This window comes from Zhihengliuella sp. ISTPL4 (assembly GCF_002848265.1).
GTDB lineage: Bacteria > Actinomycetota > Actinomycetes > Actinomycetales > Microbacteriaceae > Microbacterium.
Map to the genome: position 1 here is coordinate 1,719,762 of NZ_CP025422.1, position 20,250 is coordinate 1,740,011.

Consider the following 20,250-nt stretch of genomic DNA (forward strand, 5'->3'; position numbering starts at 1 on the left):
CGTGCCCCCTACTCCCACTCGATCGTCCCCGGCGGCTTCGACGTGACGTCGAGCACGACGCGGTTCACGTCGCGGACGCCGTTCGTGATCCGGTTCGAGATCTTCGACAGCACGTCGTACGGCAGACGGGTCCAGTCGGCGGTCATCGCGTCCTCGCTGGAGACCGGACGCAGCACGATCGGGTGACCGTAGGTGCGGCCGTCGCCCTGCACGCCCACCGAGCGCACGTCCGCAAGGAGCACGACGGGGCACTGCCAGATCTCCTGGTCGAGGCCGGCCTTGGTCAGCTCCTCGCGGGCGATGGCGTCGGCCTCACGCAGAATCTCGAGACGATCAGCGGTGACCTCACCGATGATCCGGATGCCGAGACCGGGCCCCGGAAACGGCTGACGCCCGACGATCGCCTCGGGGATGCCGAGCTCGCGGCCGATCGCGCGGACCTCGTCCTTGAACAGGGCCCGCAGCGGCTCGATGAGTTCGAAGTCGAGGTCGTCCGGAAGACCGCCCACGTTGTGGTGCGACTTGATGTTGGCGGTGCCCGCACCGCCGCCCGACTCCACCACGTCCGGGTAGAGCGTCCCCTGCACGAGGAACTTCACCGGAGCGCCGCCGTCGGCCTTCGCCTCCTCGACGAGGTCGAGCTGCACCTTCTCGAACGCGCGGATGAACTCGCGGCCGATGATCTTGCGCTTCTCCTCGGGGTCGGTCACGCCCTGGAGGTGACCGAGGAACGTGTCGGCGGCATCGACCGTGATGAGCCGCACGCCCGTGGACTCGACGTAGTCCTTCTCGACCTGCTCCCGCTCACCCTTGCGGAGGAGGCCATGGTCGACGAAGACGGCCGTGAGCTGGTCGCCGATGGCCTTGTGCACGAGAGCGGTCGAGACGGCGGAGTCCACGCCGCCCGAGAGCGCCGAGATGACGCGGGCGTCGCCGACCTGCTCGCGGATACGCTCGACCTGCTCGGCGATCACGTTGTCGGGGTTCCAGTCGGACGCGAGCCCCGCCCCCTTGTGGAGGAAGTTCTCGAGCACCCGCTGACCGTGGTCCGAGTGCTTGACCTCGGGATGCCACTGCACGCCGTAGAAGCCGCGCTCCTCGTTCGCGAAGGCCGCGACCTTCGTGGCCTCCGTCGTGGCGAGGACTTCGAAGCCCTCTGGAGCCTTGGCGACCTGGTCGCCGTGACTCATCCACACGTTCTGCTCGGTCGGCTGGCCGCTCAGCAGCGTGCCGCCATCACCGGAGATGACCGCGTCGGTCGCACCGTACTCGCGGAGGCCGGTGTGCGCGACCTCGCCGCCGAGAGTCTGCGCCATGTACTGGAAGCCGTAGCAGATGCCGAGCGTCGGGACGCCGAGGTCGAAGACGGACGGGTCGAGCTTCGGCGCCCCCTCCTCGTAGACGGACGAGGGGCCGCCGGAGAGGATGATCGCGACGGGGTTCTTCGCGGCGATCTCCTCCGCCGTGGCGGTGTGCGGCACGATCTCGCTGTAGACCCCGGCCTCGCGCACGCGGCGGGCGATAAGCTGCGCGTACTGGGCGCCGAAGTCGACGACGAGCGCGGGGCGCTGCTGGGTCTCGGACTGTTCGGTCAACGGACACCTTCCGGGGCGATCGCGGAGGCCTCTGCGGCCTCCCTGGTGGCGAGATAGGTCTTCACTTCACGGGCGACGACCGCCTCCATGAAGAACGACAGCAGCGGCACGACGCCGCCGAGCGCGAGCAGGATGAACCGCGGGAACCGCCAGCGCATCAGACTCCACATGCGGAAGCACGCGAAGAGGTAGACGACGTAGAACCAGCCGTGGGCGACGAGGATGAACAGCGAGATGTTGAAGCCGTCCCCGAGGGATGTCATCTCGCAGGAGTTCGTCCACGGCGCGAACAGCGACCACCACTGGCAGTCCGGTCCGGCGATGACGCCGGCGAACCAGAGCGGGCCGCCCGACCCTCCGGCGAAGAGCTCGAGGTGGATCGGCGTGTACTTCAGCACCATCTCGGCGAGCAGCAGGAGCAGCATGACTCCCGTGATGATCGACGCGATCTGGTAGAACTTCAGCGCACCGCGGATCGCCGGAAAGCTGGCGACTTTCGGTTCGGGCATGCCCCCAGTCTAGTCGGCGGGGCGCGCCGCCCCGACCCCGCCGAAACGACGGAGGCCGCCGGGTCGCCCCGACGGCCTCCGCCACGTCATCCGCCGATCGGCGTCAGAACCATCCGGTCAGGAGGTCCCACAGCCAGTCGACGATGTCCTTGATGATCCCGCCGATACCGCCGGCGCGGTTGACGGTGACCGTGGCGGTGGCCTCGTCCCCGTCGGCCTGCGCCACCGCGACGGTGTACTTCCCGGGCTGGGCGTTCTTCGGCACCGTCACCGAGGTGCTGAACGTGCCGTCCTGACGGACCTGCACCGTGCCGACCTCGACGCCCTGGCCCTTCTTCGGGCGGAGCTCCACCGTCACGGTCTCGCCGGGCTGGTAGCCCTCGCCGGTGACCTGGAGCTTCTTCCCCGCGGCCACCTTCGAGGAGCCGAGCGCGATGGTCCCCGCGAACTCCTCTTCACCGGCGATGGTGAACGGCACCGGCACCGTCGTGCCCGTCGCCGGGACATCGACCGTGAGCTGCTGCTCACCGAGCACCCCGGACGGCACCGTGAAGGTGAGGGTCGCCCGGCCGCCCTCGTCCGTGGTGTCCACGATGGTCGGGTCGACCGTGCCGGCCGCGAGCTGCGTGTCACCGAGCGACAGCGTGACCGCCCCGGGAGCCGCCTCGCCACCGCTGAAGGCCAGCGAGGAGAGGGAGACCGTCACCTGGTCGCCGGCGCGGTAGCCGTCGGCGTCCGCGGGGCTGACCGTCACGCCGACCGCGCGCTGAGCGAGGTCAGGTGAGGCCGTCTTGTTCGCGTCGAACCAGTCGACCATGGACTGCAGGTCGATCTTGCCGGTGTCGCGCTTCCCGTCGATCCCCTTGAAGGTGGCGAAGTTGTCGCCACCTCCGGCGAGGAACGAGTTCGCCGCCACGGTGTACTCCGCGTCCGGATCGATCGCCGTGCCGTTCAGCGCGATCGAGGTGATCCGTGCCCCCTGGGCCGCCGAGGGGTCGTACGTGTAGACCAACCCCTCGGAGACGCCCAGCTTGAGGAACGGCCGCGCCGAACCGGTCGGCTGCCACTGCTCCTCCAGCACGCTCTTGAGCTGCGCCCCGGTGAGGGTCATCGTCACGAGCGTGTTGGCGAACGGCTGGATCGTCGCCGCCTCGCGGTACGTCACATTGCCGTCGGGATCCTTCTCGCCCGTGGACGCGTAGGTCAGGTTGGCACGGATGCCGCCCGGGTTCATGAGAGCGATGTCCGCTCCGGTGGACCACTTCTGCACGTCGGCGACGAAGTTGCCGATGGTGGACTCGCCGCCGCGGTTCTCCGAGCCGTTGGTCTGCCGCGCGCGGTTGAAGTCGGCGGTGATGTCGCCGACCTTGACGGCACCGAGCACGTCGGCGTCGGCCTTCGCCTTGTCGACGATGGCCTGCACCTCCGGCACGGCCGGGTACAGCGGCTTGCCCGCGGCGGTGAGCGGCTTGATCTCGTTGGTGATCGAGAGCAACTCCTTCGTCTCCGGGTCGACCTGGATGTTCATGAGACCGAGGTTCTCGCCGTACTGACCCGCCGAGACGACCGGTCGGCCGTCGATGACGTGGTTGTACGCGAGGTGGGTGTGCGCCGAGACGATCGCGTCCACATCCTCATCGACCCCGTAGACGATCTCGCCGAGCGGCGAGTCCTCGGTGATGGCGGACAGCGCGGTGCTCTCCGCTCCCTCGTGCACGAGCAGGATGACGACGTCGGCTTCGCCGTTGGCGGCGTCACCGTCGCGCAGGTCGTCGGCCACGGCGTTCACCGAGTCGACGATGCTGCGCACCTCGAGATCCTTGATGCCCTCGGGAGAGACGAGCGAGTCGAGGTCCTCGGTGACGGCGCCGACGAAACCGACGCGGACGCCGTCGAGCTCCTTGACCCAGGCCGGGGCGAGCGCGGGCTCACCGGTCTCGGTGAGGAAGACGTTCGAGGAGATGTACTCCCAGTCCGCGCGCTCCTGCACCCGGTCGCGCAGGTCTTCCCAGCCCTGATCGAACTCGTGGTTGCCCGCAGCGCTCACGTCGAGGCCGGCGGCGTTGAGCGCGTCGATCGTCGGGTTGTCATCGTTGATGAAGGAGGTGAACGTCGACGCACCGATGAGGTCGCCGGCTCCGGCGAAGATCGTGTTCGGGTTCGCCGCGCGGAACTGCTGCACCGCGCCCGCCAGCACGGCGGCGCCGGCCGCGGCCCCGTCGGCCTCGATACGGCCGTGGAAGTCGTTCACCGTCACGACGTCGATGCTCACCGGCGGGATCTCCGAGGAGACGCCGACGAGGATCGGGTCGTGGTCGCTGGACCGGTACGGGGTGCCCTCTTCGGTGGCGCCGAACGCGTAGCCGCGGTCGCTCCATTCCGGCGAGTTGATGCCCCACACGCCAGCGCCCGTGATCGAGGAGACGAGCGAGGGCGAGGCGATCACGTGGTCGAGCGAGCCGAGCTCCCCGTCGAACGTGTACGTGTACTGCCCTGCGGCCTTGTCGGCGGCCACGTCGCTCCACCCCTGCGAGGTGAACACGTCGATCGGGTCCTCCTGCCCGTAGGCGTTGAAGTCGCCGATCAGCAGCATGTCGCTGCTGCCGCTGCTCTCGGCCAGCTCGTCCGTGAAGGCGAGGATGGCCTGCGCCTGCTTCACCCGGTCGGCGTTGAAGAACCCCTGGCCGTCGGCGGGCTCCGCGCCGGCACCCTGCGGCGGGGACTTCGACTTCAGGTGGTTGGCGACGACGGTGACGACGCGGCCGTCGATGTCGAACGCCTGCGCGATCGGCTCGCGGGCGTTGCCCCACACGGACTCGTCGGTGACGGTGGCACTGTCGCCGACCGCGCTCACGGCGTCCTTCTTGTAGATGATCGCGTTGGTGATGTAGTCCGTCGTCGCCGGGTCCTGCAGGGCCTCGGGCGTGCGCACGTAGTCCCACACGTCGGAGCCCGCGTCGGCGTTGAGGCCGGCGACGAGGTCCTTCAGGGCGGTGTCGACGGGCTTGCCGAGCTTGACCGAGTTCTCGATCTCCATCAGCGCCACGATCTCGGCGTCGAGGCCGTTGATGGCCGAGACGATCTTGGACTTCTGGATCGCGAACTGGGCCGCGTTCGCTGCGCCCCGGGCGTCGGGGTTCTCGCTCTTCAGCGTGGTGAAGTAGTTGTAGACGTTGAACGACGCCACCTGCGCGTCACCGCCGACCTCCGGAGCCTTCTCGGGACGCGGGTTCGTCGCCTCGAAGGTGACCTTGCGCTCCGCCGGGGAGGCGTCGTCGATCGGGACGACGGGCTGCAGGCGCCAGTCGTCGAAGCCCCACTGGAGCACGTAGCCGTTGGACCCGAAGTCGACGGTGTCGCCGTTGCGGACGACCGTGTCCTCCGTGAAGTACGGCTGCTGACCGGGGTGGCCGTTGTTCGTCACCTGGATCGACCAGGCGTCGTCGAGCAGGATGCGGTTGGCGCGGTTCGCGGCCGCGATGGCCGCGGCGTCGGCGCCGGGCCGCGTGGTCTCGGTGCTCTTGACGTTGAGGTCGTCGCCGGCGTTCAGCCACAGCGCGCCGTAGTTGTACAGCTGGTGGCTGGAGGCGAGCCGGTACGTGCCGGTGGGGGCGACGTACATGTTCTCGTACTGCTCGCGGTCGGCACCGCGGGCGGTGTCCGGGAGCGGGGTGAGGGCGGGGACGCCTGCGCCGGGGGTGACGACCGAGACATCGGCCACCGCGGCCGGAGCGATCTGGGTCTGGCCGTAGTACTCGCTCACGGTGCCGGTCACCGAGACGAGGTCGCCGATCTCGAGCGTGGGAGCCAGCGCGTTCAGGAACACGAACACGCCGTCCGAAGCGCCCGGAGTCGCGTCGGTCTCGCCGCCCGAGCCCTGCGTCTGGATCACGATGCCCTTGTAGCCACCGGTGCGGTGGTCGGCGGTGACGACGCCCTCGACACGGACGCGCTGTCCGGAGAGCGGCGAGACGTCGCCGGTGCCCTGGACCTCGGCGATGGTGACGGCCTTCGGCTCCGTCCCCGGCTCCTCGCCCGGATCGGTTCCGGGGTCCGTGCCGCCGGAGTTCTGCGGGGTGATGGTCGCCGACAGGGCGAAGTCCGCCTTGTTGTCGTCCGCGTCGGCGCCCGCGGTGCGGTTCAGCGACCGGACGTCGGTGTTGCTCGTGGGCGCGGTGGCCGCCGCCGTCTCGAAGGTGTTCGAGGTGCCATAGCCGAGGAGGTCGACCACACCGTCGACGCCGACCGTCGAGCCGGGGGTCAGAGTGACCGCCGCGGTGCCCTCGACGAGGGCCAGGGTGCCGTTGGTACCGCTCGGGCTCAGCGTCGTGGTGGCGTCGGGTGTCGGGAGCGCGGCACCGTTGGTGCCGTTGCTGTTCGCCTGCACGAGGAAGTAGCCGCCCGCGGGGATCGTCCCCTTCAGCGGTGCGACGCCGTTGAAGGCGCCGGTGCCCGCCGCGGAGCGGTACTGCAGCGACAGGCCGTCGAGGGTGACGGGCGCCGTCGTCGGGTTGTACAGCTCCACGAACTTGTTCGCGAACGCCGCACCGGCGCTGCCTCCGGACAGATAGGCCTCGTTGATCACCACCCCGGTGCCCTCGGTGTTCGCCGACGCGGGCGCGGCCACCAGCGAGCCGAGGCTCAGGGCGGCGACGCACGTCGCGGCGAGAGCGCCCACGCGCCCTCGGATTGTGCGGTGCGAGACGGGGGTCAGGGTCTCCCCGTGCTCAGGAGCGGACATCATCGGTGCTGTCTCCTCGATCGTGTTCCGGCGCTGCTCAGGACGCTGTCATCGCGCGCATCGGGAACTCCCAGCGTGCGCACATGGAGCGAGCATACGGAGCGGTTCGGACATCCTCAACGGAGTTTTCCCATTGGTCACCCAGCGCTCACCGATCGGCCGCGACACCCCCTGACGAAGGTTCACACGGCGAGACTCCGGCGCGCAGAAGCGCAGGGTCGGGCGCACGGATGCGCAGGGCGGCTCAGACCGCGGCCGCCGCCTCGGCGTCCTCGAACTCCTCCAGCTCGCGCTCCCAGGCATCCTTGGCCAGTCGGTACCAGAGGTAGAACGCGAAGCCCGCGAAGATGACCCACTCGGCCGCATAGAAGACGTTGAGCCAGTTGACCGGCGACTGCTCGTCCGGGGCCGGGGAGGCGATGTCCACGAGGCCGGCGGACGCGGTCGTCGAGGCGAGGTACGGGCGGTAGACGTCGAGCTGCTCGATGTCGTGCCAGCGGCTCAGCAGGGCGGCAGGGGACATCCGGTCCAGCTGCTCCGGGTCGGTGCGCGGCGGCACCGAGGGCCCCTCATCCGAGATGATGCGTCCCGCGACCCCGACCACGGTGCCGTCCGCCTCGGCTTCCAGGCGCTCCACGGCGGCATCGGCGGCCGCGCGATCCGGAGCCCAGCCGATCGCCACCGCCAGCGAGACGCGCTCGTCGACCCGGAGCTGGCCGGTGACCCAGTACCCCTCCACACCATCGTTGAACCGGCTCCCGACGACGAGGAAGTCGCCGGGGACCCACACGCCCTCCGTCTCCACACGCTGCCCGACGAGCGGCTCGGGAAGGTACTCCCCCGGCTGCACGACGTCATCCAGCGGCCGGATCTGCTCGGTCGCCCCCGGGGGCGGCGGATCGGTCTCGATCGCCCGCTCCAGCTGCCACTGGCCGAGCCAGGCGAACACCCCGGCGACGACGAGGCACAGCAGCAGCATCGCGATCCAGCGTCCCCGCAGCATGACCTCACGGAGGGTCGGTGGGAAGGGAGGGGGGGCGGTCACGGTGATGCGGAGAACTCAGGCCTCGTACGGGGCCAGCACGACCTCCACCCGCTGGAACTCCTTGAGGTCGGAGTACCCGGTGGTGGCCATCGACTTGCGCAGCGCGCCGATGAGGTTCGCGGTGCCATCGGCGACCGGCGCGGGACCGTAGAGGATCTCCTCCAGCGTGCCGATGCCGCCCACCTCGACGCGTCGTCCGCGCGGGAGCTTCGGGTGGTGCGCCTCGGGACCCCAGTGGAATCCCTGGCCGGGGGCGTCCGTCGCGCGGGCCAGGGCGACCCCGAGCATGACCGCGTCGGCACCCATGGCGAGCGCCTTCACGATGTCGCCGGAGGTACCGACGCCGCCGTCGGCGATCACGTGCACGTAGCGCCCGCCGGACTCGTCGAGGTAGTCGCGACGCGCGGCCGCCACATCGGACACCGCGGTCGCCATGGGCGCGTGGATGCCGAGGGTGGCACGGGTGGTGGACGCCGCGCCGCCGCCGAAGCCCACGAGCACGCCGGCGGCACCGGTGCGCATGAGGTGCAGGGCCGCCGTGTAGGTCGCGGCTCCGCCCACGATGACGGGCACATCGAGGTCGTAGATGAACTTCTTGAGGTTCAGCGGCTCCGCGACGCTCGACACGTGCTCGGCGGAGACGGTCGTGCCGCGGATGACGAACAGGTCGACTCCGGCCGCGGCGACCGTGTCGTAGAACTCCTGCGTGCGCTGCGGGGTGAGAGAGCCGGCGACGGTGACGCCCGCCTCCCGGATCTCGGCGAGGCGGCGGGTGATGAGTTCGGGCTTGATGGGCTCCGAGTAGAGCTCCTGCATGCGCACGGTCGCGCGGTCCTCCGCGAGGCCCGCGATCTCGGCGAGGAGCGGCTCCGGGTCCTCGTAGCGGGTCCAGAGCCCCTCGAGGTCGAGCACCCCCAGACCGCCGAGCTGGCCGAGCATGATCGCGGTGCGCGGGCTGACGACCGAGTCCATCGGCGCACCGAGCACCGGGATCTCGAACCCGAAGGCGTCGATCGTCCACGCGGTGGACACGTCCTCCGGGTTGCGCGTGCGCCGCGAGGGCACCACCGCGATGTCGTCGAACGTGTACGCGCGACGTGCGCGCTTTCCTCGGCCGAGCTCGATCTCCATGGTCACCCGTCCAGCCTACCCGGCGCCCGGCGGCCTCCGCGGCGGTCAGCGCGCACGCGCCACCCGCCGCTCGTCCCACACCGGTTCGTCGGACTCGTAGACCTCGCCGTCCGTGCCGAACACGAGAAACCGGTCGAAGGAGCGCGCGAACCACCGGTCGTGCGTGACCGCCACCACGGTGCCTTCGAAACGTCCGAGCGCCTCCTCCAGCGCCTCGGCCGACTCCAGGTCGAGGTTGTCGGTCGGCTCGTCGAGGAGGAGGAGGGTCGCGCCGGACAGTTCGAGGAGGAGCACCTGGAACCGCGCCTGCTGTCCCCCGGAGAGCGATTCGAACGGCTGCTGCGCCTGGCGGACGAGGCCGTACCTGTCCAGGGCCGAACTCGCCGCGTCGCGGGGCATCCCGTCTCGGAGGTCGTCCCCCCGGTGCAGGATCTCGAGCAGGGTGCGGCCGACGAACTCCGGATGTGCGTGGGTCTGTGCGAAGAGCCCCGGCACCACGCGGGCGCCCAGCGCCGCCCGACCGACGTGTTCGACGGGCGGGAGGTCCTCCGCGACCGCGGTCACGTACCCGAGGGAGGGATCCGGGTCGGTGCCGCCGCGGGCCAGCAGCCGCAGGAAGTGCGACTTGCCCGAGCCGTTGGAGCCGAGCACGCCGACGCGGTCGCCGTACCAGATCTCGGCGTCGAACGGACGCATGAGGCCGGTCAGCTCCAGCCGGTCCGCGATGACGGCCCGCTTGCCGGTCCTGGCGCCGCGGAGGCGCATGTCGAACTCCTGCGTCGGGGGCCGCTCCTCGGGCGGGCCCGCCTCCTCGAACTTCCGCAACCGCGTCTGCGCCGCCTGATAGCGGGACGCGAAGCCGTCGTTGGCGGACGCCTTGACCTTGAGGTTCGCGACGAGGACGCGGAGCTTCTCGTGCTGCTCGTCCCACCGCCGGCGCAGCTCGTCGAGCCGGTCCATCCGGTCGGTGCGCGCCTGGTGGTAGGTGGCGAAGCTCCCGCCGTGCACCCAAGCGGTCGACCCCGCCGCGCCGGGCTCCAGCGTGATCAGCCGATCGGCGGCCCTGGCGAGGAGCTCGCGGTCGTGCGAGACCAGCAGCACGGTCTTGTCGGTGGCGCGCAGCCGCTCCTCGAGCCACCGCTTGGTCGGCACGTCGAGGTAGTTGTCCGGCTCGTCGAGCAGGAGCACCTCGTCCGGGCCGCGCAGCAGCGCCTCCAGGGCGAGCCGCTTCTGCTCGCCGCCGGAGAGGGAGGTGAGCTCGCGGTAGCGCGCCCGCTCGAAGGGCACGCCGAGCGCCGCCACGGTGCACTGGTCCCAGACCGTCTCGTGCTCGTAGCCGCCGGCGTCCGCGTACTCGGCGATGGCGGAGGCGTAGGCCATCTGGGTGTCCTGCTCGTCGCGGTCGATGAGCGCGTTCTCCGCCGCCTCCAGCGCTTCCGCGGCGGCACGGAGGCGCGTCGGAGCCACTCGCACGAGCAGTTCGTGCACGGTCTGGCCCGGCTCGCCGTGTCCGACGAACTGGTCCATGACGCCGAGGCCGCCGTCGATGGTCACCACCCCGTCGTCGGCCGGCTGCTCGCCGCGGATGATCCGCAGCAGCGTCGTCTTCCCGGCCCCGTTCGGTCCGATCAGAGCGCTCGTCGAGCCCGCCCCGACACGGAACGACACCTCGTCGAGAAGCGGTCTGCCATCGGGAAGCGTCAGCGAGATCCCGGATGCGTCGATGTACCCCACAGGCGTGGCCGTCCTTCCGCCCGCGGACAGAGAGCCGACCAGGCTATCAGTCCGCGCGACTGCACAACGACCGGGACGAGCCTTCCGGGCCCGTCAAGCCGCGTCTTCCTGCGCTGCGGCCGCTCGACGCTCATCGTGAAGCGCGTTCGCCAGACTGGCACCGGTGAGCTGCGCACGGACAAGAGTCCGCGCCTGCTCCCGCGCGACGAGGACGACGCCGCCGCGGTCCTCCTCGATCATCAACAGAGGGACGCCCTCGCTCCAACGCTGCCGCGCGCGCAACTCGCCGGAAATGACCAGGTGCCCGTGGTTATCCAGCGAAGCAGTGAAGGCGGCGGTCATGACGCCCAACGTACCGCTCCCCCACCGATATGTCAGTCCGCGCGGCTGAGGGTCTGCAGCACCTCGGTCTTGGGAGCCGCCGGGAGGAAGAACCGGAACTCGGTGCCCACCCCCTCCTCGCTGGTCACGTCCATAGACCCGCCGTGGGCCAGCACGATCGCCCGCGTGATCGTGAGCCCCAGCCCCACCCCCGGCACGGCGTTGCGGGTGGCCGTCGAGGCCCGGAAGAAGCGGGTGAACAGCATGCGCTGCTCGTCCTGCGGGATCCCGACCCCGGTGTCGGCCACGGCGATCTGCACCCCGCCGTCGATGCGACGGACGGCGGCCGTCACGCGCCCCCCGCGCGGGGTGAACTTGATGGCGTTGGAGAGCAGGTTGTCCACCGCCTGTCCGATGCGACCGGGATCGACGAGGAGCGGAATCGGCTCGTCGCCGACCTGCAGGTCCAGCTCGATCCCCTCCCGCTGCGCATGCGGGCCCGCCGAGGCGACCGCCGAGCGCACGAGGTCGGCGACGTCGGCTTCGTCCCGCTCCAGGGGGAAGCGCCCCGACTCCACCTGTGCGGTGAAGAGCAGATCGCCGACGAGGTTCAACAACCGCTTCGCGTTGCGCTCGATGATGCCGACGAACTCCTGCTGATCCTCGGTCAGCGGCTGACCCGGATCGTTCTGCAGCAGGTCGAGGAAGCCGATGATCGCGCTCAACGGCGTCCGCAGCTCGTGGGAGATCATGCCGACGAACTCGTCCTTCATCCGGGCGACTTCGACGGCTCTGGTCTCGTCGGTGAGGACGAACAGGTATCCCTGCTGTGCGCCGGACGGGTCTTTGTGCGGCGTCACCGTCACACGCGCCGGCACCGTCGTGCCGCCCGCCGTCCTGACCTCGACATCGCCGTCGACGGTGTTCCCCACGTCCGCCTGGGCGAAGAGATCGCGGAGCCCGGCCGGCACCGGCGGCGCCCCCACGGCTCCCTCGCGCGCCGCGGTGTCCTCGGCGAGCATCCGCAGCGCCGTCGGCGAGAAGAAGCGGTCGACGTGCACGTCGTCGAGTGCCTCGTCGTGAGAGAGCCCGAGCAGCCGGACCGCCCCGGGGTTCCAGGCGGTGACCCGGCCCTCGCGGTCCGTGCCGATCACGGCCTGGGCGGTGATCGAGGCCCACAGACCCTCGAACGAATCGAGGAGCGCGCGGTACTCGTGCTCCTTCTGCCGAAGTTGCACGATCATCGACACATTGTCGGACAGCGCTTTGGTCCGCTCCGTGACCAGCTCCTCCGCCTGCTGCACCCGCAGGCGCTGTTGTCGGGACAGCTCATTCACCACCGCGGCCACCGCCGCGAACACGAGCGGCCCCACGACGCCGCGGAGCCACACCACCGCGTTCGTCGGCGGTTCGACGACGTACGGCATCAGCAGCGCGATCGAGCTCAGTCCACCGACGACGAAGACCCAGCGGATGCCCGGCGCGGCCGCGATCCAGATGACGGGGAGCAGCACGAGCGATCCGAAGAGCGAGGCCGCGCCTCCCGTCCCGGCTCGGAAGAGGCCGAGGCCCACGATGTCGACCATCGGGACGAGGAGTACGACCCACCCCTCACGGATGTGCAGCGCGCTCAGGACCCCGGCGTGCAGCGTGGCGACGAGGATGACCGCGAGACCGATGAGCGCGACCGCGACGTCGGTGAACGGCAAACCGGGGATGGCCCACGTCATCACTCCCGCGAGGGCAGCGGCCACGAGCGTCGGCGTCTGCTTGACGATCGGGCTCGGGTTGTCCACGACCCGGTACCAGCGGTTCTCGGCGCGCTCCAGCGGTGTGGCCCTCATCGCGGCACCCGCTCCACGACCCGATGCAGGTCCGCTCCGGTGATCGGCTTCGGCAGCGCGGCATCGGCCGTCGGATATTCCGCGACGTCCAGCACCGAGCTGACGATGACGAAGCAGTCGGGGTAGCGCTCGTGGACGAGCCGGCAGCAGGCCTGCCCGGAGATTCCGGGCAGCAGCAGATCCAGAACGGCGACCTTGGGGTCGATGTCCGGAAACGCCGCGATCGCGGACTCCGCATCGGGCGCGACGAACACGTCGAAGCCCTCGCGGTCGAGGTAGCGGCCGAGGAGGGTCGCCTGGTCCGGAGCGTCCTCGACGACCAGGGCGAGTGGTCGTCCCGTCATCGCAGGAGCAGCTCTCGGACCACGATGATGACGACCACGACGGCGAGGGACAGCAGCGCCTGCGGGATGAGCCGGCGCTCCTTGCGGGCGTCGGCGGTGATCTCCTCCACCTCGGCGTCGTGCGCTGGTGCGTCGCTCATGAGTCGACCCGTCCGATCTTCTCGGTCTTGATCCAGGAGGCGTCGGCCCGACGCCACTCCTTGAGATAGGAGTCGGCGGTGATCGCGCACAGCAGCGATCCGTATCCGCAGACGTAGAGCAGAAGACCCGCGAAGAAGCGCCCGGCAGGGAGCGGTTCGACCGCCCTGGCGAGCCAGATGCCGAGCATCGACACCGGTCCCCACAGGTAGAACGCCAGCAGCCACAGGATGCGCGACTGCTCGGTGGCCTCCTGCCCGAAGGCGCCGATCAGGCCGTCGAGAGCCCAGGGGAACAGTGCCAGCGCCATGAGGATCAGCGCGCCGAGGCCGGGGAACATGATCGCCTCACGCCAGGACTGTCGCCCGATCCGCGGGTCGAGCTGCACGGAGTAGAGCATCGAGAAGATGTAGATGCACGCCGCGGCGATCCACATGAACCGGAAGACGAACTCGGCGACGTCGCTGTGCAGGAGCAGCAGGACGATCATCGCGGCGGCCGCGAGGAGCATGAGAGCCGGCATCAGCAGGATCGTGAACCAGGCGAGTCCGAAGGCGATGCTGCCCAGGTTGTGGTCGCGGCTCGGCCGGAACCACAGCTTCTTGTAGATCGAGGTGAGCTGCACGTTGCCGCGCGCCCAGCGCAGTCGCTGCTTCCACAGACTGTCGATCGTCCGCGGCTCCTCGGCGAGGACCACGGCGTGCGGCTCGAACACCATCCGGCGGCCGTGGAGCTGACTCTCGAAGGTCGTCATGGTGTCCTCGGCGAGCGTGCCCGTCGGGATGCGTCCGCCGATGGCCTCGAGGTTCGCGCGCGAGTGCAGCTGCGCTCCCCCGGCGAGACAGGCGATCGCCCCGCCCACGTTCTGCGTCCGACGGGCGGACAGCTGCCCGATGACGTACTCGATCGCGATGAAGCGCGTGAGGTAGTTGCGGTCCCTGCTGCCCTCGGCGATGTAGGCCGTGACGGCGCCGACCTTCTCGTCGGCGAGGTGCCGGGTGAGCTTGCGCAGCGAGTCCCGCGCGAAGATCACGTCGGCGTCCATGATGAGCACCGCTTCGGTCCACGGGTCGGCGAGCACGACGTCGAGGCCGTGGTTCAGCGTGTGCGCCTTGCCCTCGCCGCCCTTCTCTCGCCGCAGGTGGACGACGCGCCCGGGGTAGGTCGCCGCCTTCTGCTGAACGATCGCCGGGGTGTCGTCCGTGGAAGCGTCGTCGACGACGAAGACGCGGAGGCGCTCGGCGGGGTACTCGAGCTGGAGCAGCCGCTCGATCGCCGGGCCGATGACGAGCCCTTCGTTCCACGCCGGAATGATCACGGCCACGTTCGGGTGGTACGGCGCAGCCCTGCCGTAGTGGTTGCGGAAGGCGTGCAGCGGCAGCATGAGGAACTGCAGCCCGGTGTTGACGACGGGCAGGGTGCCGACGAACACGCAGAGGAGGAGGACGACGACGACGACCGTCTCGATCCAGGTCAGCTCGGGCATCAGCGTCCTTCCGTCCCCTCGAGCAGCCGAACGATACGGGAGTACCGGCCCACGTCCGCGGCCACGTGGCTGTCGGTGGAGGCGACGATCGCGGCCCCCGCGCGCTCCAGCGCGGTCAGCGCCTCCACACCGGGGCACACCCACTTCTCGTTGATCTCGACGAGGGTGTCGGTCTCCGCGGCGGCTCGCGCCCACGCGTCCAGCCGCTCGGCTCCGAGCTCCCCCTCCGCGAGTCCGATCTTCGGCAGGATCGAGAAGCAATGCGCGAGCTGGTTCCCCGGGTGGCGGCGCATGGTCGCGATGACGGCGTCCGTGAACTGGTCGAGGACATCGGTGGGTGCCCAGCCCGCGGCGATGCGCTCCCGGACGGCGGGGGGACCGAGCGGCCCGTCCACGCCGGGGAACTGATGGTCGGCGATGAGGATCCGATCGATCCCCTCGGGGAGCGCCGGGATGTCGAGGGCCCCGGAGGCATCGAGGATCTTCGCCTCCACGCCGGTGAGCACCGTGAGTCCGTCCGGAACGCGCAGCCGACGGACCGCGGCCAGGTACTCCGGCACCCACGTCGTGCTCTGCCGCACGTGGTCGACGAGGCGGATCGTCGCCAGACCGACGGCCGCAGCGGCGGCGACGTTCTCCTCCAGGGTGGAGACCGCGTCATCGGAGAACGTGGAGTGGACGTGGTGGTCTCCGCGCAGGGCGGGATGGCTCACAACTCCTCCTGATGGCCGGCGTGCGCCGACACGAGCACGTCGTCGACCTCGACGATCACGTCCTCCAGGAAGCGCACGGAAGCGACCTCACGGAAGGGCACCTGCACCGGGATCTCCCGACCGAGGAAGAGGTCGGCGACGAGCGACGGGATGTCGACCCCGGCGGCGATCGTCAGCGGGAGCGCCCCGGGGAAGCGCGGGTTGACCTCGAGCAGCACGGCCCGCCCGTTCCGATCGCGGCGGAGCTGCACGTTGGCGACGCCGACGAGGGCGATCGCCCGCGCGATAGCCGCGGCGGTCTCCTCGAGCTCGGGGTCGCGGAGGGTGCGGCCGGCGATCGCGACGCCGGAGTCCACGCGGGCACGGGTGCGCGGCACCGCGGCGACCACGCCACCGGAGGCGTCGGCGATCACATCGACCGAGTACTCCTCGCCCGGGAGGAAGTCCTGCACGATCAGGCCCTCATCCGTAGGGAGGGCGGCGAGCGCCTCCGCGTCGGGGACGAGGCGCACGCCGCGGCTGCCCGCCCCCTGCCGGGGTTTGGCGAACACGGGGAACTCCCACGCGACCTCCGCGGCACCCGGGCCGGCGAGCACGGTGCGCGGCACGCGACCGGTCGGCGCGCAGCGCTCCGCGAGGGCGAGCTTGTCGAGGGCGGTGTGCAGCGTGTCGGCGGGCGGCGCGGCGAGGACCGCGGGGGCCAGCTCGTCCCGGCGGTCCGCGAGCGCGATCAGCTCCACGTCGACGGTGGAGATCACGAGGTCGAGACCGTCCTCGGCCACCATCCGCGCGATCGCCGGAACGAAGTCGGCGTCCCGCCCTGGCGGAACCAGACGACGCTGCGCCGGCGGGACGAGGTAGATGCCGCTCGCCCAGCCGTCCATGTCGGCTGCGAAGACCGTCAGATCGGACCGGCGCAGCAGGGAGCGGATCACCGCGACTCCGGCGGGGCCCCCGGCTCCGGTGACCAGTACGCGCTTCGTCATCAGCTCTCCCGTCGGGTCAGTTCATGGGCGCCGATGAACTCGGCGGTCTCGCGCACGACCTCCAGCGGCTCGACGGCCACGCCGCCGCCGAACCGCGACCAGTAGCGGGCGGTGGCGGTGACGAACTCCGGCGCGAGGTATTCCCGGTTCGCCGCGGCCTGGGACTGGAAGCACTCCAGCAGCCGCAGCTTGTCATCCAGGAAGCGGTCGATGCGGACGAAGCGTGTGGGGCGGTAGTCGATGGTCGCGGAGGGGCTCTGGTAGCAGGCGACCGTGCCGACGCGGCGGGTCGCGACGATCGTCGCCTCGTTCACCGCGCGGTGGTCCTGGTGGCGGTCATGGTGCGAGTGCGTGTAGACGATGGTCGGCTGGATCTCCTGCACGACCTCCTCGATGAGGCGGACGGTCGACCCGCCACCGGAGATCTCGGTGTCGACGAGGTCCTTCACGAACAGCCGAGCACCCACCTGCTCGGCGGCGGCGAGCGACTCGTGCTGGCGGCTGTCCGCATCACCGCCGCGCGCTCCGCGGGAGAGCGTGAGGATGGTGATGCGATCGCCGGCCGCCGCATGGGCTGCGAGAATGCCGCCGACACCGATCTCGACATCGTCCGGGTGCGCTCCGATCGCGAGGACGACCTCACCGGTCCTGGCCTCCGCCGTCCGGCGCCGGGACTCCTCGACGAGCCGGGTGACCGACTCCACGAGCCGGGCGTTGTCGAGCGGTTTGGTGAGGAACTCGTCGGCCTGCGCCCGGAGCGCGGACACCGCGTACTCGACCGAGACGTGCGCCGTCATCACGATGACCGGCACGCTGGGCATGACGCGGCGCAGCTCCGCGAGCAGCTCCAGACCACTGAGTCCCGGCATCTCGATGTCGGTGACGACGACATCGGGTTTCACCGCCGCGGCCTTCTCGAGCGCCGATCGGCCGTCGTCCGCGAGATCGACGACGCAGCCCGCACGCCGTTCCAGGACGGTCTTCACGAGCAGGGCGACGTCGTGGTCGTCGTCGACGACGAGGATGCGAGGGGGGACCTCAGCCATGTTCAGCTCTCCTTGGGGAGATTCCCTGCCGAGGGGATTCGGCGGTGCGACCGCGGTGCCTTCATCACCGGGCCGCAGGGAAAGTCGAGCGGGGTACGTCGATTCTGGCACAGGGCTCCACCCCCGGCCCGCAGCGCTTCAGCCCGCGCGCGCCGCCCGCTTCTCCTCCTGGTAGAGCCGGATCGCCTCGTACCGCTCCGCCGATCGCGCCCGCCTCTTCGCCGCCTGCTCCTCGCGGTTCTTGGGCGGCGCCGAGGTCACGAGATCGTCGAGCAGCCGCCGCGTGGCCACGGCGATCTCGGCCACCGCGTGATCGAAGACCTCACGGTTCGCCCGCGACGGCGCCGTCGTCCCGGAGATCTTGCGGACGAACTGGAGCGCAGCCTCACGGCACTCCTCGTCGGTGGCCGCGGGCTCGAGGTTGTTCAGAGGCACGATGTTTCGGCACATACCGGCACCGTACGCGCGGCCCGCGGGCCGCGAAAGGGGGATGGCATGCCTGTCCCGCCGTCGCTACGCTCTGGGCTACGACCGGAAGCGAGGAGAGATCATGACCGACGCACCGCCGCCCGACGCCCCACCGCCCTACAACCCGCCGCCGCCCAGCGGCAGGCCCTCGCCGTATCCCGCCGCCTCTGCTACCCCGCCCGGCACCCCGTACGCGCAGAACGTGCCGACGTCGCCGCCGGGGCGGGTGCTGTCGATCATCGGCCTCGTGCTGGCGTTCCTGCTGCCGCCGGTCGGCCTCGTCCTCAGCATCATCGCCGCCGTGCAGCTCGGCAAGGCGAAGGCTCCCAAGGGCATCGCGATCGCCGGCATCATCGTCGGCGCCGTCCTGACGATCTTCGCGATCATCGGCATCATCCTGCTGGCGACCGTGCTGGCCGGCGTGATCGGGACGTGCGCCGAGCTCGGCCCGGGGGTCTGGGACGTCGGCGGCGTCACCTACCGCTGCGGCTGACCGCACCGCGAACGACGAGGGGCCGGATGCAGCGCATCCGGCCCCTCGTGCGTCCCCTGCGGGGTCGCGGTCACTTCTTGTAGTTCGGCGCCTCGACGACGATCTGCACGTCGTGCGGGTGCGACTCCTTGAGCCCAGCCGAGGTGATGCGCACGAACTTGCCGCGCTGCTTGAGCTCCTCGATGGTGCGGGCGCCGACGTAGAACATCGACTGTCGCAGGCCGCCGACGAGCTGATAGGCGACGGCCGAGAGCGGGCCGCGGTAGGGCACCTGACCCTCGATGCCCTCCGGGATCAGCTTGTCGTCGCTGGGCACGTCGGCCTGGAAGTAGCGGTCCTTCGAGTAGGACGTCTGCTTGCCGCGCGTCTGCATGGCGCCGAGGGAGCCCATCCCGCGGTACTGCTTGAACTGCTTGCCCGACTGGAAGACGATCTCGCCCGGCGACTCGTCGGTGCCGGCGAGGAGCGAGCCGAGCATCACGGCGTCGGCACCGGCGACGAGCGCCTTCGCGATGTCGCCCGAGTACTGCAGGCCGCCGTCGGCGATCACCGGGACGCCGGCGGGGCGCGCCGCGAGCGAGGCCTCGTAGACGGCGGTGACCTGCGGCACGCCGACACCCGCGACCACGCGGGTGGTGCAGATCGAGCCGGGGCCCACGCCCACCTTGACCGCGTCGACACCGGCGTCCACCAGCGCCTGCGCGCCCTCGCGGGTGGCGACGTTGCCGCCGATCACGTCGATGTGGGCGAACGACTCGTCGGCCTTGAGGCGCTTGACGAGGTCGATCACGCCCTGCGACTGCCCGTTGGCGGTGTCCACGACGAGCACGTCCACCCCGGCGTCGCGGAGGGCCTCGGCGCGCTCCCACGCGTCGCCGAAGAAGCCGATCGCCGCGCCCACCCGCAGGCGGCCCTGGTCGTCCTTGGTGGCGAGCGGGTACTTCTCGCTCTTGTCGAAGTCCTTGATGGTGATGAGGCCGGCGAGCTTGCCGTCCTCGTCGATGAGAGGCAGCTTCTCCACGCGGTGCTTCGCGAACAGCGCGATGACCTCGCCTGCCGCGACGCCCACGGGGGCGGTGACGAGGTTCTCCCTCGTCATGACGTCCTTGACGAACGTGCTCTGACGCTCGAAGCCGGAGACGAAGCGCATGTCGCGGTTCGTGATGATGCCCACCAGACGACCCTCGTCGTCCACGACCGGGAGGCCGGAGATCCGGTATTTGGCGCACAGCGCGTCGACCTCCTCCACCGTCGCGTCCTGCGTCGTGGTGATGGGGTCGGTGATCATGCCGGACTCGCTCCGCTTCACGCGGTCGACGTGCGCGGCCTGGTCGGCGATCGAGAGGTTGCGGTGCAGGATGCCGATGCCGCCCTCCCGTGCCATGGCGATCGCCATGCGGGACTCGGTCACCGTATCCATCGCGCTGGACAGCAGCGGCGTCGCGACGGAGATCCGTCGCGTGATCCGGGACGACGTGTCGGCCTCGCTGGGGATGACGTCGGTGTGCCCGGGGAGCAGCAGCACGTCATCGTAGGTCAGTCCGACGAAGCCGAAGGGATCGTGCTGTTCCATGGATTCTCCTCCTGCGCGAGTGGCGCGGATCCGGGTGCGAGTGGGTGGTCGACGTGAGCCGGTGCGCGGGCGTGACCCGTATG

The 20,250-nt window shown here is 70.4% G+C and carries 17 protein-coding genes; 1 reads left to right on the forward strand and 16 read right to left on the reverse strand.

Going from position 1 to position 20,250, the window contains the following annotated elements; translation table 11 throughout:
• Nucleotides 1-8 precede the first annotated feature (8 nt).
• The 15 genes from guaA to CYL12_RS08275 all read right to left on the reverse strand — a co-directional run bounded on the left by guaA (nucleotide 9) and on the right by CYL12_RS08275 (nucleotide 18,083).
• A complete protein-coding gene (gene guaA / locus CYL12_RS08210; protein WP_101847148.1) occupies nucleotides 9-1,595 on the reverse strand; it encodes a glutamine-hydrolyzing GMP synthase in 1,587 nt (528 codons plus the stop codon).
• Nucleotides 1,592-2,104, reverse strand: coding sequence for a DUF3817 domain-containing protein (locus CYL12_RS08215; RefSeq protein ID WP_060922041.1), 513 nt, complete (start codon nucleotides 2,102-2,104; stop codon nucleotides 1,592-1,594). Before CYL12_RS08215 ends, guaA begins: the two co-directional genes overlap by 4 nt.
• Nucleotides 2,105-2,207: 103 nt before the next feature.
• Nucleotides 2,208-6,848, reverse strand: a complete 4,641-nt coding sequence (locus CYL12_RS08220) for an ExeM/NucH family extracellular endonuclease (protein ID WP_101847150.1) — start codon at nucleotides 6,846-6,848, stop codon at nucleotides 2,208-2,210.
• A gap of 241 nt (nucleotides 6,849-7,089) precedes the next feature.
• Nucleotides 7,090-7,848, reverse strand: coding sequence for an SURF1 family protein (locus CYL12_RS08225; RefSeq protein ID WP_101848732.1), 759 nt, complete (start codon nucleotides 7,846-7,848; stop codon nucleotides 7,090-7,092).
• Nucleotides 7,849-7,905: 57 nt separating this feature from the next.
• Nucleotides 7,906-9,021 (reverse strand): GuaB3 family IMP dehydrogenase-related protein, encoded by a 1,116-nt coding sequence (locus tag CYL12_RS08230; RefSeq protein ID WP_025103746.1) that lies wholly within the window; start codon nucleotides 9,019-9,021, stop codon nucleotides 7,906-7,908.
• Nucleotides 9,022-9,066: 45 nt separating this feature from the next.
• Nucleotides 9,067-10,755, reverse strand: a complete 1,689-nt coding sequence (locus tag CYL12_RS08235) for an ABC-F family ATP-binding cassette domain-containing protein (protein WP_101847153.1) — start codon at nucleotides 10,753-10,755, stop codon at nucleotides 9,067-9,069.
• A gap of 93 nt (nucleotides 10,756-10,848) precedes the next feature.
• The gene (locus tag CYL12_RS08240; RefSeq protein WP_101847155.1) at nucleotides 10,849-11,097 is read right to left on the reverse strand and encodes a cell division protein MraZ; all 249 of its coding nucleotides are present in this window, start codon (nucleotides 11,095-11,097) and stop codon (nucleotides 10,849-10,851) included.
• 32 nt (nucleotides 11,098-11,129) lie between these two features.
• A complete protein-coding gene (locus CYL12_RS08245) occupies nucleotides 11,130-12,920 on the reverse strand; it encodes a sensor histidine kinase (RefSeq protein ID WP_101847157.1) in 1,791 nt (596 codons plus the stop codon).
• Nucleotides 12,917-13,264, reverse strand: a complete 348-nt coding sequence (locus CYL12_RS08250) for a response regulator (protein WP_101847159.1) — start codon at nucleotides 13,262-13,264, stop codon at nucleotides 12,917-12,919. The genes CYL12_RS08245 and CYL12_RS08250 overlap by 4 nt, the downstream gene beginning before the upstream one ends.
• Nucleotides 13,261-13,404, reverse strand: coding sequence for a hypothetical protein (locus tag CYL12_RS17155; protein WP_158297125.1), 144 nt, complete (start codon nucleotides 13,402-13,404; stop codon nucleotides 13,261-13,263). The genes CYL12_RS08250 and CYL12_RS17155 overlap by 4 nt, the downstream gene beginning before the upstream one ends.
• Entirely contained in the window at nucleotides 13,401-14,888 is a 1,488-nt protein-coding gene (locus CYL12_RS08255) for a glycosyltransferase family 2 protein (protein WP_101847161.1), read from the reverse strand. The genes CYL12_RS17155 and CYL12_RS08255 overlap by 4 nt, the downstream gene beginning before the upstream one ends.
• Nucleotides 14,888-15,601, reverse strand: a complete 714-nt coding sequence (locus tag CYL12_RS08260; RefSeq protein ID WP_101847163.1) for a PHP domain-containing protein — start codon at nucleotides 15,599-15,601, stop codon at nucleotides 14,888-14,890. Before CYL12_RS08260 ends, CYL12_RS08255 begins: the two co-directional genes overlap by 1 nt.
• Entirely contained in the window at nucleotides 15,598-16,587 is a 990-nt protein-coding gene (locus tag CYL12_RS08265; RefSeq protein ID WP_101847167.1) for an ATP-grasp domain-containing protein, read from the reverse strand. The genes CYL12_RS08260 and CYL12_RS08265 overlap by 4 nt, the downstream gene beginning before the upstream one ends.
• Nucleotides 16,587-17,633 (reverse strand): response regulator, encoded by a 1,047-nt coding sequence (locus CYL12_RS08270; protein WP_101847170.1) that lies wholly within the window; start codon nucleotides 17,631-17,633, stop codon nucleotides 16,587-16,589. Before CYL12_RS08270 ends, CYL12_RS08265 begins: the two co-directional genes overlap by 1 nt.
• A gap of 138 nt (nucleotides 17,634-17,771) precedes the next feature.
• Complete coding sequence (locus tag CYL12_RS08275) at nucleotides 17,772-18,083, reverse strand: DUF2277 domain-containing protein (protein WP_101847172.1); 312 nt, start codon at nucleotides 18,081-18,083, stop codon at nucleotides 17,772-17,774.
• A gap of 100 nt (nucleotides 18,084-18,183) precedes the next feature.
• On the opposite strand from CYL12_RS08275, the gene CYL12_RS17160 reads away from it, so the two are divergent.
• Entirely contained in the window at nucleotides 18,184-18,594 is a 411-nt protein-coding gene (locus CYL12_RS17160) for a hypothetical protein (protein WP_158297126.1), read from the forward strand.
• Nucleotides 18,595-18,664: 70 nt separating this feature from the next.
• Here CYL12_RS17160 and guaB read toward each other — a convergent pair whose 3' ends face one another.
• Nucleotides 18,665-20,167, reverse strand: coding sequence for an IMP dehydrogenase (gene guaB, locus CYL12_RS08285; protein ID WP_101847177.1), 1,503 nt, complete (start codon nucleotides 20,165-20,167; stop codon nucleotides 18,665-18,667).
• Between the last annotated feature and the right edge of the window lie 83 nt (nucleotides 20,168-20,250).